Genomic DNA, 26499 nt, shown 5'->3' with positions numbered 1-26499 from the left:
CGACTCCCCCACCGTACAACAAATTGCCGCACGACAACAGTTGACCCCCTGGACGGGCGTGTCCGCAGGTCAGCCTCCTGCCAGGTGGCGCAGCTCCGCCGGGTCCGCGGGCAGGCCGTACGCGCGCAGCAGCCCCGTCACGTTGCCGGACCTGCGCCCGCCGAGCTGCCACGCGGCCGGCGAGGCGGCCAGGACCCCGGCGAGGCGGCGCTGCGGCGGGTCGAGGGGCGCGTCCGCCGGCCGGGCCCCGCCGGGGAACACCGCCCGCAGCGCCGTGCCGAGGACCGGGAGGGTCTCGACGCCGGTGACGGTCCCGAGCCTGGCGAGGAGGGCGTCGAGGGCCGCGGCGGCGTACGCGGCGCCGAGCGACGGCAGGGACAGGGCCGCGTAGCCGGCGAGGTCGCCGTCGAGGAACGCGATCCCGGGCCGGGCGGTGGTCGCGCCGCCCGCCCAGCGCAGCAGCTCCGCCGCCGCCTCCTCGCCCGCTTCGGCGCCCCGGACCCGGGCCAGGGCGGTCGCCGCCGCCCAGCGGATCTCCGGCTTGGTGTCCTGCAGCGCCGCCGGTACCGCGGTGCCGAGCAGCCCGAGCGAGACGAGCGCTGTCGCGGCGACGGACCTGGACGGGTCGGCCGCGGCGGCGGTCAGCGCGGCGACGTTGCCGGGCCCGTCCTCCGGGAGCCAGCCGAGGGTGAACGCGGCGGCGGCCCGCACGGCCGCGTCCCCGTCCGACAGCAGGCCGCGCAGGACCGGCTGACCCGCACGGACCGCGTCATAGGCGGCGACCTCGACGTGTGCCGCCATCGCCTCCTGCTGGGCGGCGTCCAGGCGCTCCCAGTAGTCGAGGCGGCTCTCCCCCGCCGCGCCCTCCTCGAGATCCTCGTCGTCCTCGTCCTCGTCCTCGTCCTCGTCCTCGTCGTCGTCCGCGGGGGGCGGCGCGGCGCGGAGCAGGTCGGCGCCACCCTCGGCGGCGGCGCGGAACTCGGCGATCGGGAAGCCACCGGGCAGCCAGGTGTCGTGCAGCCCGACGGCGACCGCGGCGACGAGCCCGGCGATCGCGGCGCGGTCCGGGGTCGCCGGGTCCCGCAGGAGCTCCAGGAGGAACGGCACCGCCAGGGCGCTCGCCTCGTAGCGGGTCCCCTGGTGGCAGATGCCGCCGTACAGCCCCGACAGGGCGCCGCGGCGGCGGTCGGCGGCGCCGTCGAGGAGGCCGCGCAGGTGCCCGGGCACGTCAGCGGCGGGACCGTACGCGTGCTCCAGCGACGCCCAGTCGACGTCGTCGAGTCCGTCCAGCATGCGCCGCAACCTATCCTATTAAGGTGGGTGGATGACCGGTCTCGGCGACGTCGACGCCAGCGTTCCCAACGTGGCCCGCATGTATGACTACTACCTCGGCGGCTACCACAACTTCGCGGTCGACCGGGAGGCCGCGGAGAAGATCCTCGCGATCTTCCCGGACACGCCGGCGGCGGCGCGGACCAACCGGCGGTTCCTGCAGCGCGCGGTCCGGCACCTGGCCGCGGCCGGGGTGCGGCAGTTCCTCGACATCGGCACGGGCCTGCCGACGCAGGGCAACGTGCACGAGATGACCGACGGCAAGGTCGTGTACGTCGACAACGACCCGGTCGCCGTCGCGCAGGCCCGGTCCCTTGTGGACGGTCTGGACCGGGTGTCGGTGGCGTGCGCGGACCTGCGCGAGCCGGAGGCGCTGCTCGCCGACCCGGCGGTCGCCGGGCACCTCGACTTCGGCGAGCCCGTCGCGATCCTGATGGTGTCGATCCTGCACTTCGTCCCCGACGAGGCCGGCCCGGGCGACCTCATCGCCCGGCTCCGCGACGCGACCGCGCCCGGCAGCCACCTCGTCGTGTCGCACCTGACGCTCGACGGGGTGCCCGCCGCGCCCGCGCAGCAGGGTCAGCAGGTGTACCGGCAGTCCAGCGCGCCGATCGTCCCTCGCACCAGAGCGGCCATCGCGGACCTGTTCGACGGCTACGACCTGCTCGAGCCGGGACTGGTGTGGCTCGGCGACTGGCGGCCCGACAGCGGCACCGAAGGCGACGAGCAGGTGTCGCACGGCTACGGCGGCGTCGGGCTGCGCAGCATTCGGAGCTGATCCCGGCCCGGACGGGTCACTGACACCTAGCCGACACCGACCCATCCATCGACCCGGACGAACGCGAAGTCCCCGCGTGCGGCGGTCCACCACAGGACCGCTCCAGACGCGGGAGGACCACCCTGATGACCACTCCAACCCGGGCAGGGCGCCGGTGGCGCGCCACCGCCGCCGCGCTCGTGGCGGCCGGTGTGGCGTTCGCCGGGCTCGGGCCCGGCACCTCGTCGGCGTCCAGCCACCGGGAGGCGCCGCTCGTCGCCGCCGACCCGGCCGTCGACAACACCGACCTGTACGCGTTCGTCAGCCCCGAACGGGCCGGGTACGTCACCTTCATCGCCAACTGGCAGCCGTTCTCCGAACCCGCCGGCGGCCCGAACTTCTACCCCTTCGCCACCGACGCCGTCTACAACATCAACGTCGACAGCGACGGCGACGCGAAGGCCGACGCGGTGTTCCGCTGGACGTTCCAGAACGTCGACCGCCGCGGCGGCGACACGTTCCTGTACGCCAACGGGCCCGTGACCTCGCTCGACGACGAGAACCTGCTCTTCCGCCAGACCTACACCCTGGAGTCCTCGTTCCACGGGGAGCCCTTCAAGACCAGGGTCACCGGCGCCCCGGTCGCGCCGTCGCGGGTCGGCAAGGCCACCATGCCCGACTACGGCAAGCTGCGGGCGGAGGCGAACAAGCGGCTCCCCGGCGGCTGGAACGTCTACGCCGGCCAGGCCGACGACCCGTTCTTCCTCGACCTGCGGGTGTTCGACCTGCTGTACGGCGGCGACCTGAGCGAGGTCGGGCGGGACACCCTCGCCGGGTACAACGTGAACTCGATCGCGCTGCAGGTGCCGTTCGCCGACGTCGCGCTCAAGGGCGACGCGAAACGCAACCCGGTCATCGGCGTCTGGACCACCACGGAACGCGCGAAGACCCGGGTCACCGGCGCGACCTCGCTGACCGGGGAACGGGTCCAGGTCTCCCGGCTCGGCAACCCCCTGGTCAACGAGGTCGTCGTGCCGGCGTCGCTGAAGGACGCGTTCAACTCGATCAGCCCCGACCAGGACGCCGGCATCCCCGCCGTCGTCGCCCGGGTCACCGACCCCGAGCTGCCGAAGCTCATCGAGAGCATCTACAAGGTGCCCGCGCCCGCGGCACCCCGCAACGACCTCGTCGAGATCTTCCTGACCGGCATCACCACCAAGGCCGGCGGCCCGATCAAGGCGGACCTGAACTCGCAGCTCAACAACGCCGACGTCGTGGCGGCGAACTTCCGGCCGGCGGAGATGCTGCGGCTCAACCTCGGCGTGCCCGTCGCGGCGCAGCCGAACCGGCTCGGCGTCCTCGCCGGGGACCTGCAGGGCTTCCCGAACGGGCGGCGGCTCACCGACGACGTCGTCGACATCGCCGTGCAGGCCGTCGAGGGCGCGGCGCTGACCGGGAAGCTCGTCGACGCCCTGGCCGCGGGCGACAAGGTCGACGCGAACGACAACGCCTTCGGCGGGGAGTTCCCGTACCTGGCGCTGCCCAACGACGGTTCGGCGCCGAAGGGTGCCGCCACGTCCGCGGGTCAGCCGGCCACGACCGCCACAGCCGCCGCGACGGCCGCGGCGCAGCCGGACACGACGCCGTCGGCGTTCGAGTCGGGCACCGGCATGACGGCCGTCGCGGTCAGCACGTCGGCGATCGCGGCCGGGCTCGGCACGCTGCTCTTCGTCGGCTGGTGGCGGCGCCGCCGCGGGCTGCCCCGGCCCTGACCCGGTTCCCGGGGCGCGTCCGGTCCGCGGGCGCGCCCCACCCCTACAGGAAGGAGGAGTCATGCGGGTTCGCATCGTTCTGGGTGTGGTACTGACGGCGACGCTGCTGCTCGGCCTGGGCGCCTGCGTCGGCCGGCCGACGGGCGGTGCCCCCGCCGCCGCTCCGGCCGATCGGCCACCGGCGACGGACCGGCTCACCGCGCTGCAGGACCGGCTGCGCGGCGTGCCGGGCGACTGGACGGCGTGGGCGGCACTGGGTGCGGCGTACCTGGAACAGGCCAGGATCAGCGCCGACCCGGCCTATTACCCGAAGGCCGAAGGCGCGCTGCGCAGGTCCCTGGAGGTCCGGCCCGACGGCAACGCCGACGCGCTCGCCGGGCTCGGCGCCCTGGCCAACGCCCGGCACGACTTCGCCGGGGCCAAGGCCCTCGCGGAGCGGGCCCTGACCGTCAACGCCTGGTCCGACACCGCCTACGGGGTCCTCGCCGACGCCGAGACGCAGCTCGGGCAGCCGGAGGCGGCGACGGCGGCGGTGCAGCGGATGCTCGACCTGCGGCCCGGGCTCGCGTCGTACACGCGCGGGTCGTACGACCTCGAACAGCACGGCAAGCGCACCGAGGCCGTCGCGCTCATGGAACTGGCCCTGGCCACCGCCACGGCGCCCGCCGACGTCGCGTTCTGCCACCAGCACCTGGGCAGCCTGGCGTGGGCCGCCGGCGACGTGGCCACCGCCGCCCGGCACGTGTCGCTCGGGCTGGCCGCCGACCCCGGCGCGGCCGGGCTGTGGCAGCTCAAGGCGAAGCTCGACGCGGCCGCCGGCGACCTCGACCTCGCACTGTCCTCATTGGACAAGGTGGTCGCGCGGACGCCGACGGTCGACGCGCTGCTGGACCGGGCGCGCCTGCTGCAGGCCGCCGGGAAGGACGCGGCGCCGTCCTTCGCGCTGGCCCGCGCCGCGCACGCGCTCTTCACCGCCAACGGCGGCACCGACGACCTCGGCGCGGCCGCCCTCGCGCTCGCCGCCGGGGACGCCGAGGGCGCCGCCCGGCTCGCGCTCGCCGAATGGGACCGGCGGCAGTTCGGGGAGGTCGCCGACATGGTCGCGTGGACGCTCCTCGCCGCCGGTGAGCCGGGCGCGGCGCTGCCGTTCGCCCGCCGGGCCAACGCGCTCGGGCAGGTCGACGCGACCCTCGCCTACCACTACGGCATGGTCGCGCACGCGGCCGGACTCAAGGACACCGCACTCGTGCAGCTGCGGCTCGCCCTCGCGCTCAACCCCGCCTTCTCCCCGACCGACGCGCCGATCGCGGCGCGTACCCTTGCCGCTCTGGAGTCATGATGCGCCGCCTGCTGCTCGTCTGCTGCGCCGCCGTGGCCGGCGTGTTCCTGTGGCCCTCCGGCGCCTCCGCGCACCCGCTGGGCAACTTCTCCGTCAACCAGCTCGGCGCGCTGACGCTCACCCCGGACCGGGTCACGGTCGCCTACGTCGCGGATCTCGCCGAGCTTCCCACGTTGCAGTCCGCGCCGTCGTGTACCGCGGTCGCGCCCGCCTTCCGGGTCACCGTCGACGGGCGCCCGCTCAGCTGGACGATCGACCGGTCGGCGTTCACCTACTCCCCCGGCGCGGCGGGCCTGCGCACCAGCCGCCTGGAGTGCTCGCTGTCCGCCGCCGCCGTCGTGGGAACGTCCACCGTGGAGGTCGCCAACGACTTCCTCGCCGACCGGGTCGGCTGGCACGAGCTGACCGCCTCGGCGTCGGGGGTGCACCTCGTGGACTCGCCGCTGCCGGTCGCCTCCGCCTCCGACGGGCTCCGTTCGTATCCGGACGACCTGCTCAGCTCGCCGCCGTCGGTGCGCACGGCGACGCTGCACGCCGCGCCGGGCGGCGGCACGTCCGGACCCGCCGCCCTGTCGTCCCAGGCATCCCCGGCGTCACCCGCCCTGTCGCCGGCCCTGCCGCCGTCGGTGCTGCCGGGCTGGGCGGGCAGCGCGGAGCTGACGCTGCGCGGGTGGGTCGCGCGGCGGGAGCTGACGCCGTGGGTCGGGTGCCTCGCCGTCCTGCTCGCCCTGACCCTCGGCGCCGCGCACGCCGCGCTGCCGGGGCACGGGAAGACGGTGATGGCCGCGTACCTCGCCGGCCGGGCCGGCCGTCCCCGCGACGCCCTCGCGGTCGGCGCCACCGTCACCCTCACCCACACCGGCGGCGTCCTGCTTCTGGGCCTGCTGCTGACCAGCCTCGCCGGACTCGCCGGGGAGACGGTGCTGGGGTGGCTCGGGGTGACGAGCGGTGTCCTGGTCGCGGCGATCGGCCTGGCCATGCTCCTGTCCCGCCGCGGCGCCGCCCACGCCCCGCACTCCCACGCCCCGCACTCCCACGCCCCGCACTCCCACGCCCCGCACTCCCACGGCCCGCACTCCCACGGCCCGCATCCCCATTCCCACTCCCATGACCATCCCCACGGGCACGGACATGAGCACGGGCACGGGCACGGTGGCGGGGTCGGGCGGCCGAGCCGGCTCGCGGTGGTCGGGATGGGTGTCGCCGGTGGTCTGGTGCCGAGCCCGTCGGCCCTCGTCGTGCTCCTCGGCGCCGTCGCGCTCGGCAGGACGTGGTTCGGGGTGCTGCTCGTCCTCGCGTACGGCATCGGCATGGCCGCCACGCTCACCGCCGCCGGCCTGCTGCTCATCCGGGTCCGCGACAGGTGGCCGGCCAGGCTGCGCCTCAGCGACCGCCTCACCGGGCTCGCCCCCACCGGCACCGCCGCCCTCGTCCTCCTCGTCGGCTCGGCCCTCGCGGTCCGCTCCCTCGTCACCCTCTGAGCCCCCGGCCGGTTCGCCCCGGTGCCGGTGGTCCGGGGGGTCGCTCAGCTGTCGGCGAACGGCCGCGGGGGCGACGGGTGGGGGGCGCGGCGGTATCGTCGGGGTGGGCAGTGCGCCTGCCCGAGCCCCGACACGGCTGCCCACGCCGGCCGTGCCCCGAGGCCAAGAGGCTCAGACTCAGCGCGGCGGTGCAGGCTGCCCGGCGGAGATCCGCCGTCCGATCGGTGCGAGCGTGGGTCGACGCCGGAGGTCTCGTGATGGCAGACGAAGCGGACAACCCCACCCCCGGCCAGGACGGCACGGAGCCGGACCCGGCCGGGCCGGGTGACGGCGGGCGGGGACGGCGGGACCGGAAGCGGCGGCGGGCGATCAGGGCACACGCGGCGCAGGCCGGCGTCGCATATTCGGTGGCCGCGCGGCTGCTCGCCGGGGCCGGGATCGGGCCGGGTGAGAGCCTGGCGAGCCTCGGCAGGACCGTGTATCCGGCCGGGATCCCCCGCAGGTGGACCGTGCAGGACCGGGAGCGGCGGCCGGGGCCGGTGAAGCTGCGCGACACGCGGCGGGCGGCGCGGCCGCCGGGAGGGCGGGCCGCGCACCTGGTGGACCGGTTCCCGGCCGGCGACGGACCGGCGGGCGCGTGCTATGCGGGCGACGGCGTCGAGGACCTCATCGCGATGCTGTATCTCGTGGTCGTGCGGGAGGCACCGGGGCTGGTGCCGGCGGCGCTGGACCTGGCCTGGACGGCGGAGCTGGGTGAGGAGACCGCGGTCGACATGGAGTGCGCGGAGCTGGACCGGGCCGCGCGGCGGGTCCTGGACGGCGGGGTCGCCGGGCTGTGGCGGCGGGTCGAGGAGGCGGTGCGGCACGGGCAGGACGACCGCAGCCCCGAGGTGCGCCACGACGCGGACCGGCTGATGCTCGTGTGCCGCGGGTTCACGATGCCGGTGGAGGGGGCCGACGGCGAGCCGTATGTGCTGCGGGCGCCCTGGGACGGTGCCCGGCAGGTGCTCGACGCGCTGCTGGTCGTCGCCGACGACGGCCACGCGCCGGGGACGAGGATCAGGCCGGTGGGGACCCTGACGCAGGGCACGATCGTCGGGGCCCGGTGGGGTGCGGCCGGCCCGCCGCTGGGCTATGACGTCCGGCTCGACGCCGACCCGCAGGCCCGCACCCGCGCGATGCGCCCCGACGACCTCGTCGTCCTGCCGGGCCAGGAGTCCGACGCCGCCGCGTTGCAGGTCTGACCCGGTCGGGACGGCGCCGAGGTCGCGTGCCGGGGGCACTGCGCGGCGGCGGGAGAGCGGTATGGTGGAAGCGGCAGCGCGCCTGCCCGTGCCGCGCATCGACGGAGCCCACGCCTCCGCCGGCGGCCAAGAGGCTCCGACTCAGCGCATCCGAGGAAACGGATGCGTGGGTGCGTGGGCCCCCGCCGCACCAGGCGGAAGGCGTGATCGTCATGTTCGAGCGGTTCACCGACCGGGCCAAGCGCGTCGTCGTGCTCGCCCAGGAGGAAGCCCGGATCCTCAACCACAACGCGATCGGCACCGAGCACCTCCTGCTCGGCCTCATCCAGGAGGGCGACGGCGTCGCCGCCAGGAGCATCGGCGCCCTCGGCATCTCCGGCGACGACGTGCGGCGGCAGGTCGAGGAGCTCATCGGCCACGGCGGGCAGGCGCCGAGCGGGCACGTCCCGTTCACGCCGCGGGCCAAGAAGGTCCTGGAGCTGGCGCTGCGCGAAGCGCTGCAGCTGGGGCACAACTTCATCGGCACCGAGCATCTCCTGCTCGGCCTGGTCCGGGAGGGCGACGGCGTCGCCGCGCAGGTCCTGGTCCGGCTCGGCGCCGACCTCAACCGGCTGCGGGCGCAGGTGATCCAGCTGCTGTCCGGGCACCCGTCCGGCGCGCCGGAGCCGAAGCAGCACAGCGCGCCGACGGTGCTCGACCAGTTCGGCACCGACCTGACCGCCGCCGCGCGGGACGGGCTGCTCGACCCGGTCGTCGGCCGCGAGGCGCAGGTCGAGCGGATCATCCGGGTGCTGTCGCGGCGGCGCAAGAACAGTCCGGTGCTGACCGGGCCGGCCGGGGTCGGCAAGACCGCGGTCGTCGAGGGTCTCGCGCAGCGCATCGTCGCCGGTGACGTGCCCGCGAGCCTGCGGGACCGCAGGCTCTACACGCTCGACCTCGGCGCGCTGGTCGCCGGCTCCCGGTACCGTGGCGACTTCGAGGACCGCCTGAACAAGGTCACCAAGGAGATCCGCGGCCGGGGCGACGTCATCCTGTTCATCGACGAGATCCACAACCTGGTCGGCGCCGGCGCGGCAGAGGGTGCCATCGACGCCGCGTCGCTGCTCAAGCCGCTGCTTGCCCGCGGTGAGCTGCGCACGATCGGGGCGACCACCGACGAGGAGTACCGCCGGTTCATCGCCAAGGACGGGCCTCTGGACCGGCGGTTCCAGCCGGTCCCGGTGCCGGAGCCGACCGCCGAGGAGACGGTGCTGATCCTGCACGGGCTGCGCGACCGGTATGCGAGCCACCACGGCGTCACCTACACCGACGCGGCGCTGCGGGCGGCGGCGCGGCTCGCGGACCGGTACATCACCGAGCGGCACCTGCCGGACAAGGCCATCGACCTCATCGACGAGGCCGGCGCGATGCGGGCCGGTGAGGACGTCGGCGAGGACGACATCGCGGTCGTGCTGTCGGCGTGGACGGGCATCCCCGTGCACCGGCTCACCGAGCAGGAGAGCGCCCGGCTGGTCCGGATGGAGCAGACCCTGCACGAGGAGGTCATCGGGCAGGAGGCCGCGGTCGCGGCCGTGTCGCGGGCGGTCCGCCGCACGCGGGCCGGGCTGCAGGACCCGCGCCGGCCCGCCGGGTCGTTCATCTTCGCCGGGCCGTCCGGCGTCGGGAAGTCGTCGCTGGCCAAGGCCCTCGCCGGGTTCCTGTTCGGCTCCCGAGACGCGCTGATCCAGCTGGACATGTCGGAGTTCCACGACCGGTCGACCGTGTCGCGGCTCGTCGGCGCGCCGCCCGGATACGTCGGGTACGACGACGGCGGCCAGCTCACCGAGCGGGTCCGCCGGCGGCCGTTCTCGGTGGTGCTCTTCGACGAGGTGGAGAAGGCGCATCCGGACGTGTTCCACACGTTGCTGCAGATCCTCGAGGACGGCCGGCTCACGGACGGGCAGGGCCGGGTCGTCGACTTCAGGCACACCGTGCTCATCCTGACCACCAACCTCGGCACCCGGGACCTGGCGCTGCAGGCGGGTTTCCAGTCCTCGGCGCTGCCCGTGTACGAGCTGCAGCGCCGCAAGGTGCAGGACGATCTCAAGCGGCACTTCCGGCCCGAGTTCCTGAACCGGATCGACGAGACGGTCGTCTTCCACCAGCTCGGCCCCGACGAGATCGGCGCCATCGTCGACCGCCTGGTCCTGGACGTCGCCTCGCGGCTCGCGGTCCGCGACATCGGGCTGGTGGTGACGCCGGGGGCGCGGCGGTGGCTCGCGCGGGCGGGCCACGACCCGGTCCTCGGCGCCCGGCCGCTGCGCCGCACCGTGCAGCGGGAGGTCGAGGACCCGTTGTCGGAGCGGATCCTGCTCGGCGCGCTGGGTCCCGGCGGCACGGTCACGATCGACGGCGGTGACGGCGGTCTCACGTTCACCACTTCCGAGGAGCTTGAGCGAGTGCTTAAATAGTCCCAAGAGTTGAGCGACTGCTCAAGGAACGGGGGTGGGCAGTGGCCGGCACGAAGGAACGCCTGGTCGACGGGGCGATCAAGGTCCTGGGCAGCGACGGCCTCGCCGGGGCGTCCGCGCGGGCGATCGCCACGTCGGCCGGCGTCAACCAGGCGCTCGTCTTCTACCACTTCGGATCCGTGGACCAGCTGCTCTCGGTCGCCTGCCGGCAGGCGACCGAGAGCAGGGTCGCGCTCTACCGCGAGCGGTTCGCCGCCGTGGCGAGCATCGCGGAGCTCCTCGACGTCGGCCGGCAGCTGGAGCTGGCCGAGCGGGCCGAGGGCAACGTCGCGATCCTGGCCCAGCTGCTCGCCGGCGCCCAGACCGACCCGCGGCTCGCCCCGGCCGTCGCCGCGTGCCTCGAGCTGTGGATCACCGAGATCGAGGCGGTGCTGCGCCGGATCACCGCGGCGTCGCCGGTCGCCGACCTCATCGACGTGCCCGGCCTGGCCAGGATCGTCGCGTCGACGTTCATCGGGCTGGAGCTGTTCGGCGGCGTCGACCCCGCCGGCGCGGCCGCCGCGATCGCCGCCCTGGAGCGCCTCGCGGTCCTCGTCGAGGTCGTCGACGGTCTCGGCCCGGTGGCCCGCCGCGCGTTGAAGGCGACGCTCAGGAAGGCCACGAAATGACCCGGATCCTCCTCGCCCGGGCGGCGGTCGCGGCGGTGTGGCTGTATGAGGGCCTGTGGTGCAAGGTCCTCGGCGGCGACCCGGCCCAGCGGGAGATCGTCGCCGAGGTGCCGATGCTGTCCCTCACCGCCATCGGCGTCGCCGAGACCGCCCTGGCCGTCTGGGTGTTGACGGGCCGGCACGCCAAGGCCGCCGCGGTGGTGCAGACGGTCCTGCTGGCCGCGTTCAACGCCGGCGGCCTGCTCCTCGCCGCCGACCACATCGCCGACGCGGGCAGGATGCTGACCGCCAACGCCGCCCTGCTCGCCCTCGCCTGGCTCCTCGCCGCGGGAGCACACGAACCCCGGCACCTCGCCACGGGGGCACAGGAGCCGCGGCACCTCGCCGCGGGGGCGCGGGAGCGCACGGCCGATGCGTAATCCCTGGCAGGACGGGCGGCTCACCAAGGGCAGCCGGCCGCAGGTGATGTTCGGCCGCATGTACGAGGACCCCGGCGCGGAGCTGAGCGTGTTCCCGCGGGCCGGGCGGGTCCTCGCGATCGCGTCCGCGGGCGACACGGCCGCCGCGCTCGCCCGGGCCGGGCACCGGGTCACCGCCGTCGACATCAGCGCCACCCAGCTCGCCTACGCGAAGGCCAGGCTCGCCGGCGCGCCGGCCGTCACCGGCACCGCCGAACGGCTCATGGCCGTCGCCCGCCGCGCCGCCGGCCTGGTCGTCCCCGGCTGGCGGCCCGCCGCGATGACCGGGTTCCTGCGCCTGGCCGACGTCGACGCGCAGCGCGCGCACTGGCGGGCCCACCTGGACCGGCCCATGCTCAGGGCGTTGCTGCGGCTCGCGTTCGCCTCCGCCGGCCTCGTCCGCCGCGACCTGTGGCGGGCGCTGCCGCCCCGGATGGACCTCGTCCTGCGCCGCCGCCTCGAGACCGGCCTGACGAGCCACCCCAACGCCACCAACCCGTGGGCGTGGAGCCTCCTGCTGGGCGCACCCGGACCGCAGACGCCGGTCGACGGCGTCGAATGGGTGCACGCCGACGTCGTCGAGCACCTCAGGTCGGTGCCGCCCGGCTGGTACGACGCCGCCACCCTCTCCAACGTCCTGGACGGCCCGCCGCCGGAGTTCACCGGCGCCCTCGCCGCCGCCCTCGCCCACGGCGTCCGCCCGGGCGGACCGGTCGTCCTGCGCACGTTCCGCGACACGCCGCCGCTGCCCGGCGACCCGCTGCCGGACCGGTCCCTGCTCTGGGGCGCCGTCGTCCGCCTCCGCCCCCTCACCCTCGTCCCGGGGACATGACCGCCATGACCGTGCTGCAGGCCCTGCGACGGCACCCGCTGCCGATGCGCACCACCTTCGGGCACTCGCTCGTCCTCACGTACGCGCTGCCGGCGCCGGTCCTCGCGCCGCTGCTGCCGCCCGGGCTCGCCCTCGACACGTACGAGGGCCACGGGTTCGTCGCGGTCGGCGTCGTGTCCACCCGGCACCTGCGCCCGGCGCCGCTGCCGCCGTCGCTCGGCATCGACGCGGTCCTCACCGGCTACCGGATCTTCACCACGTTCCCGACCCCGGCCGGGAAGACCATGCGCGGGCTGTACATCCTGCGCAGCGACACCGGCCGTCCCGCCCTCGCCGCCGCGGGCAACCTGCTCACCAGGTACCGCTACCACCTGGGCCGCGTCGAGCTCGCCCTGGACGGCGACCGGCTCACCGCGACCGTCGACAGCCGCGACGGCGGCGCCGACCTGACCGTCACCGCCGACCTCGCCTCCCGTCCCGCGCCGCTGCCGCCGTGCTCCCCCTTCGCCGGCCGGGCCGCCGCCCGCAGGTACGCCGGGCCGCTGCCCTACACCTTCGACGCCGAGGACGACGGGATCGTCGTGGTGAAGGCGCACCGCGGCGCGTGGCGGCCGGAGCCGGTCACGGTCCACGTCAGCCGGTGCACGTTCCTGGAGCGCGGCCCGTTCGCCGGGACGGCACCGGTCCTCGCGCAGGCGTTCCACGTCGCGGAGATCGACTACGGCTGGCACCGCGGGGTCCGCCGCGCCGCCGACGGGAGCACCCGATGATCAGGATGGTCCGCTACAACTGGCCGAAGTACCTCGCCGCGGCGGTGGCCCTGGTCGTCGTGGCCGCGCTGCCGTGGCCGTGGCGGCTGCTCGCCGTACCTGGCGCCGCCGGTGTCGCGGTCAGCCTCGCCGCGACCTGGTGGGCGTACGACCGCAGCGGCCTGTACGACTGGCGGTGGGCCCTCGACCTGCTGCCGCCGCCGCGGCGGTACGCGGTGGTCAGCACCGGCCTCGACGAGATCAGCGGCACGCTGCGGCGGCTCCTGCCGGCGGCCGAGGCGACCCTGCTGGACTGCTACGACCCGCGGATCATGACCGAGGGCTCGGTGCGGCGGGCCCGGCGGCTCACCCCGCCGCCCGGCGGGTCGGTCCCCGCCGAGCCGGGCCGGCTGCCGGCGGCGACCGGCGGGCAGGACGCGGTGTTCCTCGCGTTCGCCGCCCATGAGCTGCGGATCCCCGCACAGCGGCGGGCCCTGTTCGCCGAGGTCGCCCGGGTCCTGCGGCCCGGCGGGCACCTCGTCCTCGTCGAGCACTGCCGTGACCTGGCGACCGTCGCCGCCTACGGGCCCGGCGCCTGGCACTTCTACCCGCGCCGCGAATGGCTGCGGCAGGCCGGCGGCGCCCGGCTCACCCTCGCGGCGGAGACGACGATGACGCCCCTGGTCAGGGCCCTGGTGTTCCGCCGGTGACCGCCATCGACGTGCAGCTGCGCCTGGTCGGGGCGGTGCTCGTCGCCCTCGGCGTCGCCCACGTGGCGCTGCCCGGCATCCTCGCCTGGCGGCCCCAGTTCGCGGCGCTGCGGCCGCTGACCCGGCACGTGCTGTACACCCACACCTTCTTCATCGGTGTCAGCTGCGTCCTGCTCGGCCTCGCCCCGCTGCTGCTCGCCGCCGACCTGCTCGCGCCCGGGCGGGTCCCGGCGGCGGTCCTCGGCGCCGAGTGCGTGTTCTGGGGGCTGCGGTGGTGCGCGCAGTTCGTCGCGTTCCCGCCGTCGACCTGGCGTGGGTCGCGGCTGCACCGGGCCGGGTACGCCGGATTCACGTTGCTCTGGACGTGGGTCGTCGCGGTCTTCGCAGCGGCATTGTTCACACGCTGACACCTCGGCCGGGGTCCCCCGGGCCGGTGGCGTGGTACAACGACGCGGTGACGGCAACGACGCTGTTCCAGCGCACCAGTGGACCCCAGGGCGCGCCGGTCCTGCTGCTCGGCGGCTCGCTGGGCAGCAACCTCGACATGTGGCGCCCCCAGCTGCCCGCGCTCACCGACCTGCGCGTGGTGCGCTTCGACCACCGCGGGCACGGCGCCTCGCCCGCGCCGCCGGGGCCGTACCGGATCGACGAGCTCGGCCGCGACGTCCTCGCGCTGCTCGACCGGCTCGGCATCGCCCGGGCCTCCTACTGCGGGCTGTCCCTGGGCGGGATGGTCGGCATGTGGCTCGCCGCGAACGCGCCCGAGCGTATCCAGCGCCTCGTGCTGATCTGCACGGCGGCGCACCTGCCGCCCGCCGACGGCTGGGCCGCCCGCGCCGAGCAGGTCCGGACCGCGGGCATGGGCAGCATCGCCGACGCGGTCCTCGGCCGGTGGTTCACCCCGCGGTTCCGGGCGGCGCTGCCGGCGAAGGTCGCCCCCTACCGGGCGATGATCGCCGCGTGCCCGGCGGAGGGGTATGCCGGCTGCTGCGAGGCGATCGGCGGCATGGACCTGCGCGAGGACCTGCCCCGGATCACCGCGCCGACCCTGGTCATCGCCGGCGCCGACGACCCGGCGACGCCGCCGGAGCACGGCGAACGCATCCACGAGGGGATCACCGGCAGCCGCCTCGTGGTGCTGCCGGGCGCGGCCCACCTCGCCAACGTCGAGCAGGCCGACGCGATCGGCCAGCTCATCCGGGACCATGTCCGTGGCTGAGTCCGTGGCTGAGTCCGTGGCTGAGTCCGTGGCCGACTTCGAGACGCATCTCACGGTGCTGTACGACGACCGCCTGGCGGACTGGGCCGCGGGCCACGGCCTGAAGTACACGAGGATCGAACTGGACCGGGGCGCCTCGGCCGACCAGCCGATGCTGACCGGCCGGGGCCGCGGCGACCTGGCCGGGCAGCGGGCGGCGGCCGGGGCCCTCGTGGACCGGCTGCGGGCCGACGGCTTCGTGGTGCGCCGGGTGAAGATCGAGGCCGCGCCGTGGCACCCGGCGGTGCCGTCGGGCTACTTCGAGCACCACGTGAAGCTGATCCTGGCCGCCGGCGACATCGACGCCGCCCGTTCGGTGGCGGTGCGGCACGGCGCCCACCTGTCCCGCAACGCGCGCCGGACCCGCGCCGACGGCCGGCACGAACGGTTCGTGACCCAGCGCTGCCACGACGTGGACCGCGCCGCGGCCCGGCGGCGCCTCGACGCGCTGCTGGCCGAGCTGCCGTTCCCGGCGGCCGAGGTCGAGGAGGAGTACGTGCTGGTCGACGACAACCCGGAGCTGGACGCCGGATGGATCAGCTGACCGCGCACCGCGACGTCCTCGACCACGTCCTGGCCGTCGTGGCCGCCGACCCGGTCGGCGAAGCCCTGGTCCTGCGCGGGAGCATGACGATGCCGGCGTGGGTCGGCGCCCGGGCCCGCCCGCCCGGCGACCTCGACTGGGTGGTGCTGCCGGTGGCGGTCCGCGGGCAGGACCGCGGCGACCCGTATCCGTTCCTCGACCGGATCGACCCGGTGCAGTACTGGCCGGAGGCCACCCAGGGCGCCGGCCGGGCCCAGCCGTGGGACTTCCAGGACGAGGCGACCGGCGGTGTACGGGCGCTGCTGCCGCCGGAGGGGCTGCGCTGGATGCACGTCGGCGAGCTCGACGCCGAGGAGCAGCCGCACCTGCTGGTCCTCGAGCTGCTGCAACGGCATCCCCGCAGCCCGGGTGGGGCGGTCCTCGACGTCGCCGGCGCGAAGACCGACGCCGACTGGGACTACGCCGCCTTCGACCTCGACTACCGCGAGGGTGCCGGCGCCCGGGTGCACATCCCGTGGCGGCACGGCGACCTGACCGGCGACGTGCAGCTGGACTTCGCCTACGACGAGACGCTGCCGGAGCCGCCGGTGCTGACCGCGGTCCCGCGCGGCTGCGGCGGCCCGCCGACGGCGGTGTGGACGGCGAGCCGCGCGCTGTCGCTGCTGTGGAAGTTCAAGTGGCTCGCCGACGACCTGACCCGGGAAGGTGCCGCGCTGGGCAAGGACGTCTACGACGCGGTGCTGCTCGGCGAGCTCGACGGGGTCACCCTGCCGCCGCGCCTGCGCCGTCTCCTGCCGGCGCTGGACGTCGACGCGGTCCGGTCGATGAGCGTCGACTGGTCCGGTCACCCGGTCCACGACCCGGACAGCTGGCTGGACCGCCTGGCATGGACGGTCCAGCACCACTGCGTGGGTTACGACACCGAGCGGTAGACGCCGAGGGTCTGCTGGGCGATCGCCGACCACGAGAAGTGGTCGAGGGCGCGTTGCCGCCCGGCCCGGCCGAACTCGGCGGCGCGGCCCGGGTCCTCAAGGAGCTCGTTCATCGCGTCGGCGAGGTCCGCGACGAAGCGACCCTCGTCCAGGGGCGTGCCGGATCCGTCGGTGACCTGCTCGATCGGCACGAGCAGGCCGGTCTCGCGGTCGGCGACGACCTCGGGGATGCCGCCGGTGGCGGTCGCGACGACCGCCGTCTGGCAGGCCATCGCCTCCAGGTTGACGATGCCCATCGGCTCGTAGATCGACGGGCAGACGAACAGGGTCGCGTGGGTGAGGACCTGGATGACCTCGCGCTTGGGCAGCATCTCCTGCACCCAGATCACCCCGGACCGGGTGGCGCGCAGCTCGTCGGCGAGGGCGGTGACCTCGGCGGCGATCTCCGGGGTGTCGGGGGCGCCGGCGAGCAGGACCAGCTGCACGTCGGCGGGCAGCTTCCGGGCCGCGCGCAGCAGATAGGGCAGGCCCTTCTGGCGGGTGATGCGGCCGACGTAGACGACGCTGGGCCGGGCCGGGTCGATGCCGAGTTTCTGCAGGACGTCCAGGCCGGGGTCCGGCGAGTACTGCTCGGTGTCGATGCCGTTGTAGATGACGTGCACCCGGTCCGCCTCGACGCGCGGGTATGCCTTGAGCACGTCGGCCTTCATGCCGGCGGACACGGCGATCACGGCGTCGGCAGCCTCGATCGCGGTCCGCTCGCACCAGGACGAGAGCGCGTAGCCGCCGCCGAGCTGGTCGGCCTTCCAGGGGCGCAGCGGTTCGAGGCTGTGGGAGGTGATGACGTGGGGGACGCCGTGCAGCAGCTTGGCGGTGTGCCCGGCGAAGTTGGCGTACCAGGTGTGGCTGTGCACCAGGTCGGTGCCGGCCGCCCCGGCGGCCATCTCCAGGTCGACGCCCATGGTCCGCAGCGCGGCGTTGGCCCCTGACAGGCCGGGCGGATCCTGGTAGCCGACGACCCCGGCTTCGCTGCGAGGGGCGCCGAAACAATGCACCCGGACGTCCAGAGGCAGGCGGCGAAGTTCACGCGCCAGGTACTCCAGGTGAACGCCGGCTCCACCGTAGACGTCGGGGGGATACTCTCGAGTGAGCAGGTCTACACGCACGATCAAACACTAATCCTGTTCGTCTGGCGCAACACGCCGGACACGTTTAGCGTCTCGACCATGGCCGCCAAAAAAGTCCTCGCGATCGTCCTCGCCGGCGGCGAGGGCAAGCGATTGATGCCCTTGACCGCTGACCGGGCGAAGCCGGCCGTGCCGTTCGGCGGCATCTACCGGCTGATCGATTTCGTCCTGTCGAACCTGGCCAACGGCGGCTATCTGAAGATGGTCGTGCTGACCCAGTACAAGTCGCACTCCCTGGACCGGCACGTGACCAAGACGTGGCGGATGTCGACGCTGCTGGGCAACTACGTGACGCCGGTGCCGGCGCAGCAGCGGCTCGGCCCGCGCTGGTTCGCCGGGTCCGCGGACGCGATCTACCAGAGCCTGAACCTGATCAACGACGAGCGGCCCGACTACGTGATCGTGTTCGGCGCGGACCACATCTACCGGATGGACCCGGAGCAGATGATGCGCCAGCACATCGAGTCGGGCGCGTCGGTGACGGTCGCCGGGATCCGCCAGCCGCTGTCCAGCGCCGACCAGTTCGGCGTGATCGAGGTCGCCGACGACGACCCGCAGCGGATCTCCGCGTTCCGCGAGAAGCCCCGCGACGCGAAGGGCCTGCCGGACGCGCCGGACGAGATCTTCGCGTCGATGGGCAACTACATCTTCACCACGGGCGCGCTGATCGAGGCGGTGACCCGCGACGCGCAGGACCCGACGAGCAAGCACGACATGGGCGGCAACATCATCCCGTACTTCGTCGACAAGCACGAGGCGGCCGTCTACGACTTCAGCAACAACGTCGTGCCCGGCAGCTCCGACCGAGACAAGGGCTACTGGCGCGACGTCGGGACCTTGGACTCGTTCTACGAGGCCAACATGGACCTGATCGCCGTGCAGCCGGTCTTCAACCTGTACAACTTCGAGTGGCCGATCTACACGGGCAACAGCCCGTGGCCGCCGGCGAAGTTCGTGCACGGCTGGGGCGAGCGGGTCGGCCGCGCGGTCGGGTCGATGATCTCCCCCGGCGCCGTGATCTCCGGTGCGCTGGTGGAGAACTCGGTGGTGTCGCCCAACGTCAAGGTCCACTCGTGGGCGCACGTGGAGGGGTCCGTGCTGATGGAGGGCGTGGACATCGGGCGGCACGCCGTGGTGCGCAACGCCATCCTGGACAAGAACGTGATCGTCCCGGAGGGCGCGGAGATCGGCGTCGACCTGGAGAAGGACCGGACCCGGTACACGGTCTCCGAGGGCGGGATCGTGGTCATCGGCAAGGGTCAACGCATCGAGCCATAGCAACCCGACGCTAACGCTGCCAACCCCGCGCGGATTCGATACGGTGAGGATCATGGGTACCCCGACCCCCGCAGCGCCTGACATCGCGCCCGACATCGCGCGGACCGACACCGAGACCGCGCTCGCCTCCGAGGATCCGGTGGTCGTGGCCGACACGCCCGCCGGGACCTGGCAGGCGGCCACCGGTCCGAGCGCGGTGACCGAGGACCGGTTCCCGATCGAGCAGGTCACCCCGCAGGTCGAGGGTGGCCGCTTCCCGGCGAAGGCCGTCGTCGGCGAGCTCGTCCCGGTGACCGCGGTCTCCTACCGTGAGGGCCACTCGATGATGGGCTGCAACGTGGTCCTCATCTCCCCCGAGGGCAAGGAGGGCCCGTTCACGCGGATGGGTCCCGGCCCGGCCGGCACCGACCGCTGGCTCGGCGCGGTGCGTCCCGACGCCGTCGGCGCGTGGACGTTCGTCGTGGAGGCGTTCTCCGACCCGTATCTGACCTGGCACGACGCGGTCACCAAGAAGATCGGTGCCGGGCAGGGCCTGCAGGACCTCGGCAACGACCTGGCCGAGGGCGCGGCGCTGCTCAACCAGGCGGCGACCGGCGTCCCGGCGCCGGAGCGGTCCCGGGTCACCGGCGCCGCGCAGGCCCTGGCGGACACGACGATCCCGTTGTTCGCGCGGGTGTCCCCGGCGCTCGGCCTGACCGACGTGCTGTGGCGGTATCCGTTGCGCCAGCAGGTGACCCGCTCCAAGGAGCTGCCGATCTGGTGCGACCGGAAGCGGGCGCTGTTCTCGGCGTGGTACGAGTTCTTCCCCCGTTCCCAGGGCGCCGTCGTCGACGAGCACGGCAAGCCGGTCACGCACGGCACGTTCCGCTCGTCGATCCCGCGGCTGGCCGAGGTCGCGGAGCTCGGGTTCGACGTGGTGTACCTGCCGCCGATCCACCCGATCGGCCGGGTCAACCGCAAGGGCCCGAACAACACCCTGGTGGCCGGGCCGCAGGACGTCGGGTCGCCGTGGGCGATCGGCGCGCGGGAGGGCGGCCACGACGCGATCCATCCGGATCTCGGCACCCTGGAGGACTTCGGGGCGTTCCTCGCCGCCGCCGAGGAGGCGGGCGTGGAGATCGCGATGGACCTGGCGCTGCAGTGCGCGCCGGACCACCCGTGGGTCACCGAGCACCCGGAGTGGTTCACCACCCGCGCCGACGGCTCGATCGCGTACGCCGAGAACCCGCCGAAGAAGTACCAGGACATCTATCCGCTGAACTTCGACAACGACCCGATCGGCATCCGCGACGAGATCCTGCGGGTCGTGCTGCACTGGGTCGAGCAGGGCGTGAAGATCTTCCGGGTCGACAACCCGCACACCAAGCCGGTCGGGTTCTGGCACTGGATCATCAACGAGGTCAAGTCCGTCGAGCCGGACGTGCTGTTCCTGGCGGAGGCGTTCACCCGGCCCGCGATGATGCACGGCCTGGGCAAGATCGGGTTCACCCAGTCCTACACGTACTTCACCTGGCGCGTGCAGGCGTGGGAGCTGCGGGAGTACGTGCAGGAGCTGATCGAGGCCGCCGACTACATGCGGCCCAACTTCTGGCCGAACACGCCGGACATCCTGCCCGAGCACCTGCAGCACGGCGGGCCGCCGATGTTCAAGATCCGGGCGGTCCTGGCCGGCCTGCTGAGCCCGTCCTGGGGCATGTATTCGGGCTTCGAGCTGTATGAGCACCTGCACCGGCCGGGGTCCGAGGAATACCTGGACAACGAGAAGTTCCAGCTGCGCCCCCGCGACTGGGCCGCGGCCGAGGCCGCCGGTGAGTCCCTGGCGCCGTATCTCAAGCGGCTCAACCATGTCCGGCGCGACAACCCCGCGCTGCACTGGCTGCGCAACACCGTCTTCCACGGCATCGACAACGAGCAGGTGCTGTGTTTCTCGAAGCGGGACCCCGACAGCGACAACACGGTGCTGGTCGTCGTCTCGCTGGATTCGCAAAACGTCCAGTGGGGTAACACGACGTTGGACATGCCCGCGCTCGGTTTCGACTGGCACGAGCGGTTCACGGTGCGCGACGAGCTCACCGGTGCGACCTTCGACTGGGGACAACACAACGCGGTCCGGCTCGACCCTCTTTACGAGCCGGCGCACGTGTTCACGGTGCACCGTCACCGGTAACAGCAAGGTAGGTGGCAGTATGACGGATCCGGTCAGCCCTGTTGAAGGCACCCACGTCACGGACGGCACGGTCGAGCATCCTTCCGCGAGCGACTTCGGTCAGGCGCGCCTGGTGCCGACCGACACCACCTGGTATCAACGCGCGGTGTTCTACGAGGCGCTCGTCAGAGCGTTCTCCGACTCCAACGCCGACGGTTCCGGCGACCTGCAGGGACTGATCAACCAGCTGGACTACCTGCAATGGCTCGGTGTCGACTGCATCTGGTTGCCGCCGTTCTACGACTCGCCGCTGCGCGACGGCGGCTACGACATCCGCGACTTCTACAAGGTGCTGCCGGACTTCGGCACCGTCGATGACTTCGTCGAGCTGCTCGACGCGGCCCACAAGCGGGGCATCCGGGTCATCACCGACCTGGTCATGAACCACACCTCGGACTCGCACCTGTGGTTCCAGGAGTCGCGGCGCGACCCCACCGGGCCGTACGGCGACTACTACGTGTGGAGCGACGACAACACCAGCTACTCCGACGCGCGGATCATCTTCGTGGACACCGAGGAGTCGAACTGGACGTTCGACCCGGTGCGCCGGCAGTTCTACTGGCACCGGTTCTTCCACCACCAGCCGGACCTCAACTACGAGAACCCGGAGGTCCAGCGGGAGATGCTGGACGTGCTGCGGTTCTGGCTGGGGCTGGGCATCGACGGGTTCCGGCTCGACGCCGTGCCGTACCTCTTCGAGGACGAGGGCACCAACTGCGAGAACCTGCCGGCGACGCACGAGTTCCTGCGCCGCTGCCGCAAGGTGATCGACGACGAGTTCCCCGGCCGGGTCCTGCTCGCCGAGGCCAACCAGTGGCCGGCCGACGTGGTGCAGTACTTCGGCGACGGCGACGAGTGCCACATGGCGTTCCACTTCCCGCTGATGCCGCGCATCTTCATGGCGGTCCGCCGGGAGTCGCGCTTCCCGATCTCGGAGATCCTCGCGCACACCCCGGAGATCCCGGCGAACTGCCAGTGGGGCATCTTCCTGCGCAACCACGACGAGCTGACCCTCGAGATGGTCACCGACGAGGAACGCGACTACATGTACGCGGAGTACGCCAAGGACCCGCGGATGCGCGCCAACGTCGGCATCCGGCGGCGGCTGGCGCCGCTGCTGGAGAACGACCGCAACCAGATCGAGCTGTTCACCGCGCTGCTGCTGTCGCTGCCCGGCTCGCCGGTGCTGTACTACGGCGACGAGATCGGCATGGGCGACAACATCTGGCTCGGCGACCGCGACGGCGTGCGCACCCCGATGCAGTGGACCCCGGACCGCAATGCCGGTTTCTCCCAGGCGAACCCGGGAAGGCTCTACCTGCCGGCGATCCAGGATCACGTGTACGGCTACCAGTCGGTCAACGTCGAGGCGCAGAAGGAGAGCTCGACGTCGCTGCTCAACTGGACCCGCACGATGCTGCAGGTCCGGCGGCGGCACGAGGCGTTCGCGGTCGGCACGTTCCGCGAGCTCGGCGGCTCCAACCCGTCGGTCCTGGCCTATGTGCGCCTGCACGACGACGACGTCGTGCTGTGCGTCAACAACCTGTCGCGTTTCCCGCAGCCGATCGAGCTCAACCTGCAGCAGTGGGCCGGCTTCACCCCGATCGAGCTCACCGGTCACGTCCAGTTCCCGAACATCGGCCAGCTGCCCTACCTGCTCACGCTGCCCGGCCACGGCTTCTACTGGTTCCAGCTGTGCGGCCCGCCCGCTGAGCAGAGCTGAGGAGATACCTTCGTCATGACGTCCCTGCCGTTCACCGACTGGCTGCCGCATCAGCGGTGGTACGCGGGCCGCAACCGCACCCTGACCGATGTCCGCCCGGCGGTGGTCACGCCGCTGCCCGACCAGGTCGACCACGTGCTGCTCGACGCGCACTACGAGGACGGCGGGACCGAGCGCTACCAGGTGTTCGTCGGCTGGGACCTCAACGTGATCACCGAGCTGGCGGCGGCGGCGCTGATCGGCGCCGACGGCGACCGCACCGGTTCCGACGCCCTCTACGACGAGCAGTCCGCGCAGCGGCTCCTCGGCCTCATCGACACGGGCGCGACCGTGGAGGGTGTCCGGTTCGTGCCGGAGCCCGGCGTGGCCCTGCCCGTGCAGGCGCCGGCCCGGGTCGTCGACGCGGAGCAGAGCAACACCAGCGTCGTGTACGACAGCGCCGCCATCCTCAAGGTCTTCCGCCGGGTGACCCCGGGCATCAACCCGGACCTGGAGCTCAACCGGGTCCTCGCCCGGGCCGGGTGCCCCAACGTCGCCCGGCTGCTGGGCGCGGTGGAGAGCAGCGAGGACGGCACGCCCGTCACCCTCGCCATGGTCACCGAGTACGCGCAGAACTCCGCGGAGGGCTGGGCGATGGCGGCCACCAGCGCCCGGGACCTGTTCGCCGAGCACGACCTCAACCCCGACGAGGTCGGCGGGGACTTCGCCGCCGAGTCGTGGCGGCTCGGCGAGGCGGTCGCGCACGTGCACCGCACCCTCGCCGTCGAGCTCGGCACGTCGTCCGCGCCGGCGCCCGCGGAGGCGATGCTGGCCCGGCTCGACGCCGCCGTGCAGGCCGTGCCGCAGCTGGCCGAGTTCGTCCCCGGCGCGCAGGCGATCTTCCGCAACGCCGGCGACGACCCGGTCACGGTCCAGCGCATCCACGGCGACCTGCATCTCGGCCAGGTGCTGCGCACCCCCGAGTCGTGGCTGCTGATCGACTTCGAGGGTGAGCCGGGGGTACCGGTGGAGCAACGCCGCCGCCCCGACTCGGTGCTGCGCGACGTCGCCGGGATGCTGCGCTCCTACGAGTACGCCGCCTACCAGCTGCTCGTCGGCGAGGAGGGCGACACGGCGCTCGCCGAGCGGGCCCGGCAGTGGGTGGACCGTAACCGGACCGCGTTCTGCGACGGCTATGCTGCCGCCGCCGGCTACGACCCCCGCGAGGACCGGGCGTTGCTGTGCGCGTACGAGCTCGACAAGGCGGTCTACGAGACCGCGTACGAGTCCCGGCACCGGCCGACCTGGCTGCGGATCCCGCTGCAGTCGATCGACCGGCTGGTGAACGGAACGCTGACGGAACCCAGGTGACGGAGCTTATGAACCTCGACGACCTCATCGCCGGCCGGTCCCACGACCCGCACGGCGTCCTCGGCGCCCACCCGGTGGGAGGTGCTGATGCCGACACGACCGTCATCCGGGCGCTGCGGCGCGGCGCGGGCACCGTCACGGTCGTGGTCGACGACGAGCGCCACCCGATGCGGCAGGTGCACGGCGAGGGCGTCTTCGAGGTGGAGGTGCCGGGCGTCGTCACCGACTACCGCGTCGACGCCGACGGGGTGGTGACCGACGACCCGTACCGGCACCTGCCGACGGTCGGCGAGCTCGACCTGCACCTGATCCAGGAGGGCCGGCACGAGCGGCTGTGGACCGTCCTCGGCGCGCAGACCCGCCCCGGCGGGGTCGCGTTCGCGGTGTGGGCGCCCAACGCCCGCGGCGTGCGGGTCATCGGCGACTTCACCGGCTGGGACGCGCACGCCGGCTGGCCCATGCGGTCCCTCGGCGGCAGCGGCGTGTGGGAGCTGTTCGTGCCCGGCGCGCAGGCCGGCGACCGGTACAAGTTCCGGCTGCTGACCCCGGACGACGGCTGGGTCGAGAAGGCCGACCCCCTGGCGCAGCACACGGAGATCCCGCCGGCGACCGCGTCCGTGGTGCACCGCTCCACGTACGACTGGAAGGACACCGACTGGCTCGCCCAGCGCGCCGAGCGCCGCACCCACGAGGCGCCGCTCAGCGTCTACGAGGTCCATCTCGGCTCGTGGCGGCCCGGGCTGTCCTATGTGGAGCTCGCGGACCAGCTGACCGAGTACGTCAGCGAGCTCGGCTTCACCCACGTCGAGTTCCTGCCGGTCATGGAGCACCCGTTCGGCGGCTCGTGGGGTTACCAGGTCACCGGCTACTACGCGCCGACGGCCCGCTTCGGCAGCCCCGACGAGTTCCGCTACCTGGTGGACCGCCTGCACCAGGCGAACATCGGCGTCATCCTCGACTGGGTGCCGGCGCACTTCCCGAAGGACGCCTGGGCCCTCGCGCGGTTCGACGGGACGCCGCTGTACGAGCACGGCGACTGGCGGCGCGGCGAGCACCCCGACTGGGGCACCCTGATCTTCGACTTCGGCCGGTCCGAGGTCCGCAACTTCCTCGTCGCCAACGCCCTCTACTGGTGCGAGGAGTTCCACGCCGACGCCCTGCGCGTCGACGCGGTCGCCTCCATGCTCTACCTGGACTACTCCAGGGAGGACGGGCAGTGGACGCCGAACCAGTACGGCGGCCGGGAGAACCTCGACGCGATCTCCTTCCTGCAGGAGGCGAACGCGACCGTCTACAAGCACCACCCCGGGATCATGATGATCGCCGAGGAGTCGACGGCGTGGCTCGGCGTCACCCGCCCCACCGACTCCGGCGGTCTCGGGTTCGGCTTCAAGTGGAACATGGGCTGGATGCACGACACCCTGACCTATGTCGCCAAGGACCCGGTGTACCGCCAGTACCACCACAACCAGATGACGTTCGCCACGGTGTACGCGTGGAGCGAGAACTACATGCTGCCGATCAGCCACGACGAGGTCGTGCACGGCAAGGGCTCGCTCGTCGGCAAGATGCCCGGCGACCTGTGGAAGAAGCTCGCCAACACCCGGGCGCTGCTGGCCTACATGTGGTCGTTCCCCGGCAAGCAGCTGCTCTTCATGGGCTGCGAGCTCGGCGACGAGCAGGAGTGGAGCGAGGAGCGCGGCCTGGACTGGGGGCTGCTGCACGACCCGCAGCGGGCCGGCCTGCAGCGGCTCGTCGGTGACCTCAACGGCGTGTACCGCCGGACCCCGGCGCTGTGGAGCCAGGACGTCACGCCCGACGGGTTCCGCTGGATCAACAACGAGGACTCCGGCGGCAACGTCTTCTCCTACCTGCGGTGGGGCGCCGACGGCTCCGCGGTCGCGGTCATCGTCAACTTCGCCGCCCACCCGCACGAGCACTACCAGGTCGGCCTGCCGTTCACCGGCCGCTGGGCGGAGATCCTCAACACCGACGCCGACGTCTACGGCGGCTCCGGGGTCGGCAACATGGGCGCCGTCGAGGCGACCGCCGAGCCGTTCAACGGCCTGCCGGCCTCGGCGCGGCTGCGCGTCCCGCCGCTCGGCGCCCTCTGGCTCAAGCTGGGCTGACCCGCGACCGTCGCAGCGGGGGGGGGGGGGGGGGGGGGGGGGGGGGGGGGGGTGGGGGGGGGGTGGGGGGGGGGAGGGGGGGGGGGGGGAAGGGGAAGGG

At 73.4% G+C, this 26499-nt stretch carries 22 protein-coding genes; 20 read left to right on the top strand and 2 right to left on the bottom strand.

Translation table 11 applies throughout. The annotated features are described in order from the left end of the window. Positions 1 to 69 precede the first annotated feature (69 nt). Positions 70 to 1293 carry a hypothetical protein gene (locus ACZ6TV_RS41490; RefSeq protein ID WP_465304556.1) on the bottom strand — a complete coding sequence of 408 codons (1224 nt, stop codon included), beginning with the start codon at positions 1291 to 1293 and terminating at the stop codon, positions 70 to 72. A 31-nt stretch (positions 1294 to 1324) separates the two neighbouring features. On the opposite strand from ACZ6TV_RS41490, the gene ACZ6TV_RS41485 reads away from it, so the two are divergent. The 15 genes from ACZ6TV_RS41485 to ACZ6TV_RS41415 all read left to right on the top strand — a co-directional run bounded on the left by ACZ6TV_RS41485 (position 1325) and on the right by ACZ6TV_RS41415 (position 16526). After that, the gene (locus ACZ6TV_RS41485; RefSeq protein ID WP_465304554.1) at positions 1325 to 2110 is read left to right on the top strand and encodes an SAM-dependent methyltransferase; all 786 of its coding nucleotides are present in this window, start codon (positions 1325 to 1327) and stop codon (positions 2108 to 2110) included. A 125-nt stretch (positions 2111 to 2235) separates the two neighbouring features. Continuing rightward, entirely contained in the window at positions 2236 to 3861 is a 1626-nt protein-coding gene (locus ACZ6TV_RS41480) for a DUF4331 domain-containing protein (RefSeq protein WP_465304552.1), read from the top strand. 61 nt (positions 3862 to 3922) lie between these two features. Continuing rightward, positions 3923 to 5200, top strand: coding sequence for a tetratricopeptide repeat protein (locus tag ACZ6TV_RS41475; protein WP_465304550.1), 1278 nt, complete (start codon positions 3923 to 3925; stop codon positions 5198 to 5200). Continuing rightward, positions 5197 to 6681: a nickel/cobalt transporter gene (locus tag ACZ6TV_RS41470; RefSeq protein ID WP_465304548.1), complete on the top strand. Its 1485-nt coding sequence runs from the start codon at positions 5197 to 5199 to the stop codon at positions 6679 to 6681. The genes ACZ6TV_RS41475 and ACZ6TV_RS41470 overlap by 4 nt, the downstream gene beginning before the upstream one ends. Before the next feature lie 257 nt (positions 6682 to 6938). Continuing rightward, the gene (locus ACZ6TV_RS41465) at positions 6939 to 7925 is read left to right on the top strand and encodes a hypothetical protein (protein ID WP_465304546.1); all 987 of its coding nucleotides are present in this window, start codon (positions 6939 to 6941) and stop codon (positions 7923 to 7925) included. A gap of 212 nt (positions 7926 to 8137) precedes the next feature. After that, positions 8138 to 10375, top strand: coding sequence for an ATP-dependent Clp protease ATP-binding subunit (locus tag ACZ6TV_RS41460; protein WP_465304584.1), 2238 nt, complete (start codon positions 8138 to 8140; stop codon positions 10373 to 10375). Positions 10376 to 10416: 41 nt separating this feature from the next. Further along, positions 10417 to 11043, top strand: a complete 627-nt coding sequence (locus tag ACZ6TV_RS41455; protein WP_465304544.1) for a TetR/AcrR family transcriptional regulator — start codon at positions 10417 to 10419, stop codon at positions 11041 to 11043. After that, positions 11040 to 11462, top strand: a complete 423-nt coding sequence (locus ACZ6TV_RS41450; RefSeq protein WP_465304542.1) for a DoxX-like family protein — start codon at positions 11040 to 11042, stop codon at positions 11460 to 11462. The genes ACZ6TV_RS41455 and ACZ6TV_RS41450 overlap by 4 nt, the downstream gene beginning before the upstream one ends. Next, complete coding sequence (locus tag ACZ6TV_RS41445) at positions 11455 to 12333, top strand: methyltransferase domain-containing protein (protein ID WP_465304540.1); 879 nt, start codon at positions 11455 to 11457, stop codon at positions 12331 to 12333. The genes ACZ6TV_RS41450 and ACZ6TV_RS41445 overlap by 8 nt, the downstream gene beginning before the upstream one ends. Next, positions 12330 to 13103 carry a DUF2071 domain-containing protein gene (locus ACZ6TV_RS41440; protein ID WP_465304538.1) on the top strand — a complete coding sequence of 258 codons (774 nt, stop codon included), beginning with the start codon at positions 12330 to 12332 and terminating at the stop codon, positions 13101 to 13103. The genes ACZ6TV_RS41445 and ACZ6TV_RS41440 overlap by 4 nt, the downstream gene beginning before the upstream one ends. Then, positions 13100 to 13792, top strand: a complete 693-nt coding sequence (locus ACZ6TV_RS41435) for a class I SAM-dependent methyltransferase (protein ID WP_465304536.1) — start codon at positions 13100 to 13102, stop codon at positions 13790 to 13792. The genes ACZ6TV_RS41440 and ACZ6TV_RS41435 overlap by 4 nt, the downstream gene beginning before the upstream one ends. After that, on the top strand, positions 13789 to 14199 hold the full coding sequence (locus ACZ6TV_RS41430) for a hypothetical protein (RefSeq protein ID WP_465304534.1): 411 nt from the start codon (positions 13789 to 13791) through the stop codon (positions 14197 to 14199). Before ACZ6TV_RS41435 ends, ACZ6TV_RS41430 begins: the two co-directional genes overlap by 4 nt. A gap of 47 nt (positions 14200 to 14246) precedes the next feature. After that, positions 14247 to 15011 carry a 3-oxoadipate enol-lactonase gene (pcaD, locus tag ACZ6TV_RS41425; RefSeq protein WP_465304532.1) on the top strand — a complete coding sequence of 255 codons (765 nt, stop codon included), beginning with the start codon at positions 14247 to 14249 and terminating at the stop codon, positions 15009 to 15011. A gap of 16 nt (positions 15012 to 15027) precedes the next feature. Next, entirely contained in the window at positions 15028 to 15594 is a 567-nt protein-coding gene (locus ACZ6TV_RS41420; protein ID WP_465304530.1) for a hypothetical protein, read from the top strand. Further along, entirely contained in the window at positions 15582 to 16526 is a 945-nt protein-coding gene (locus tag ACZ6TV_RS41415) for a nucleotidyl transferase AbiEii/AbiGii toxin family protein (protein ID WP_465304528.1), read from the top strand. The genes ACZ6TV_RS41420 and ACZ6TV_RS41415 overlap by 13 nt, the downstream gene beginning before the upstream one ends. Here ACZ6TV_RS41415 and glgA read toward each other — a convergent pair. Next, positions 16508 to 17692 (bottom strand): glycogen synthase, encoded by a 1185-nt coding sequence (gene glgA, locus ACZ6TV_RS41410; RefSeq protein WP_465304526.1) that lies wholly within the window; start codon positions 17690 to 17692, stop codon positions 16508 to 16510. The two genes, ACZ6TV_RS41415 and glgA, sit on opposite strands and share 19 nt — an antisense overlap. A gap of 60 nt (positions 17693 to 17752) precedes the next feature. On the opposite strand from glgA, the gene glgC reads away from it, so the two are divergent. From glgC to glgB, 5 genes are read left to right on the top strand one after another with little or no spacing between them, the layout of a single operon-like run. Further along, positions 17753 to 18991: a glucose-1-phosphate adenylyltransferase gene (glgC, locus tag ACZ6TV_RS41405; RefSeq protein ID WP_465304524.1), complete on the top strand. Its 1239-nt coding sequence runs from the start codon at positions 17753 to 17755 to the stop codon at positions 18989 to 18991. A 52-nt stretch (positions 18992 to 19043) separates the two neighbouring features. Beyond that, positions 19044 to 21158, top strand: coding sequence for an alpha-1,4-glucan--maltose-1-phosphate maltosyltransferase (locus ACZ6TV_RS41400; protein WP_465304522.1), 2115 nt, complete (start codon positions 19044 to 19046; stop codon positions 21156 to 21158). Between the two features lie 19 nt (positions 21159 to 21177). Beyond that, positions 21178 to 22920 carry a maltose alpha-D-glucosyltransferase gene (treS, locus tag ACZ6TV_RS41395; RefSeq protein ID WP_465304520.1) on the top strand — a complete coding sequence of 581 codons (1743 nt, stop codon included), beginning with the start codon at positions 21178 to 21180 and terminating at the stop codon, positions 22918 to 22920. A 15-nt stretch (positions 22921 to 22935) separates the two neighbouring features. Further along, a complete protein-coding gene (locus tag ACZ6TV_RS41390) occupies positions 22936 to 24270 on the top strand; it encodes a maltokinase N-terminal cap-like domain-containing protein (protein ID WP_465304518.1) in 1335 nt (444 codons plus the stop codon). Between the two features lie 8 nt (positions 24271 to 24278). After that, positions 24279 to 26399 carry a 1,4-alpha-glucan branching protein GlgB gene (gene glgB, locus ACZ6TV_RS41385; RefSeq protein ID WP_465304582.1) on the top strand — a complete coding sequence of 707 codons (2121 nt, stop codon included), beginning with the start codon at positions 24279 to 24281 and terminating at the stop codon, positions 26397 to 26399. Positions 26400 to 26499: the final 100 nt, after the last annotated feature.

It is taken from the genome of Dactylosporangium sp. NPDC051087 (genome assembly GCF_055586325.1).
Note: the sequence above shows the minus strand (reverse complement) of the source record. Positions and strands in the feature narration are given on the sequence as shown.

Bases quoted from the DNA above. Each gene is read 5' to 3' on its own strand.
- ACZ6TV_RS41490 (WP_465304556.1), bottom strand. From the start codon at position 1,293: ATGCTGGACGGACTCGACGACGTCGACTGGGCGTCGCTGGAGCACGCG.
- ACZ6TV_RS41485 (WP_465304554.1), top strand. From the start codon at position 1,325: ATGACCGGTCTCGGCGACGTCGACGCCAGCGTTCCCAACGTGGCCCGC.
- ACZ6TV_RS41480 (WP_465304552.1), top strand. From the start codon at position 2,236: ATGACCACTCCAACCCGGGCAGGGCGCCGGTGGCGCGCCACCGCCGCC.
- ACZ6TV_RS41475 (WP_465304550.1), top strand. From the start codon at position 3,923: ATGCGGGTTCGCATCGTTCTGGGTGTGGTACTGACGGCGACGCTGCTG.
- ACZ6TV_RS41470 (WP_465304548.1), top strand. From the start codon at position 5,197: ATGATGCGCCGCCTGCTGCTCGTCTGCTGCGCCGCCGTGGCCGGCGTG.
- ACZ6TV_RS41465 (WP_465304546.1), top strand. From the start codon at position 6,939: ATGGCAGACGAAGCGGACAACCCCACCCCCGGCCAGGACGGCACGGAG.
- ACZ6TV_RS41460 (WP_465304584.1), top strand. From the start codon at position 8,138: ATGTTCGAGCGGTTCACCGACCGGGCCAAGCGCGTCGTCGTGCTCGCC.
- ACZ6TV_RS41450 (WP_465304542.1), top strand. From the start codon at position 11,040: ATGACCCGGATCCTCCTCGCCCGGGCGGCGGTCGCGGCGGTGTGGCTG.
- ACZ6TV_RS41445 (WP_465304540.1), top strand. From the start codon at position 11,455: ATGCGTAATCCCTGGCAGGACGGGCGGCTCACCAAGGGCAGCCGGCCG.
- ACZ6TV_RS41440 (WP_465304538.1), top strand. From the start codon at position 12,330: ATGACCGCCATGACCGTGCTGCAGGCCCTGCGACGGCACCCGCTGCCG.
- ACZ6TV_RS41435 (WP_465304536.1), top strand. From the start codon at position 13,100: ATGATCAGGATGGTCCGCTACAACTGGCCGAAGTACCTCGCCGCGGCG.
- ACZ6TV_RS41415 (WP_465304528.1), top strand. From the start codon at position 15,582: ATGGATCAGCTGACCGCGCACCGCGACGTCCTCGACCACGTCCTGGCC.
- glgC (WP_465304524.1), top strand. From the start codon at position 17,753: ATGGCCGCCAAAAAAGTCCTCGCGATCGTCCTCGCCGGCGGCGAGGGC.
- ACZ6TV_RS41400 (WP_465304522.1), top strand. From the start codon at position 19,044: ATGGGTACCCCGACCCCCGCAGCGCCTGACATCGCGCCCGACATCGCG.
- treS (WP_465304520.1), top strand. From the start codon at position 21,178: ATGACGGATCCGGTCAGCCCTGTTGAAGGCACCCACGTCACGGACGGC.
- ACZ6TV_RS41390 (WP_465304518.1), top strand. From the start codon at position 22,936: ATGACGTCCCTGCCGTTCACCGACTGGCTGCCGCATCAGCGGTGGTAC.
- glgB (WP_465304582.1), top strand. From the start codon at position 24,279: ATGAACCTCGACGACCTCATCGCCGGCCGGTCCCACGACCCGCACGGC.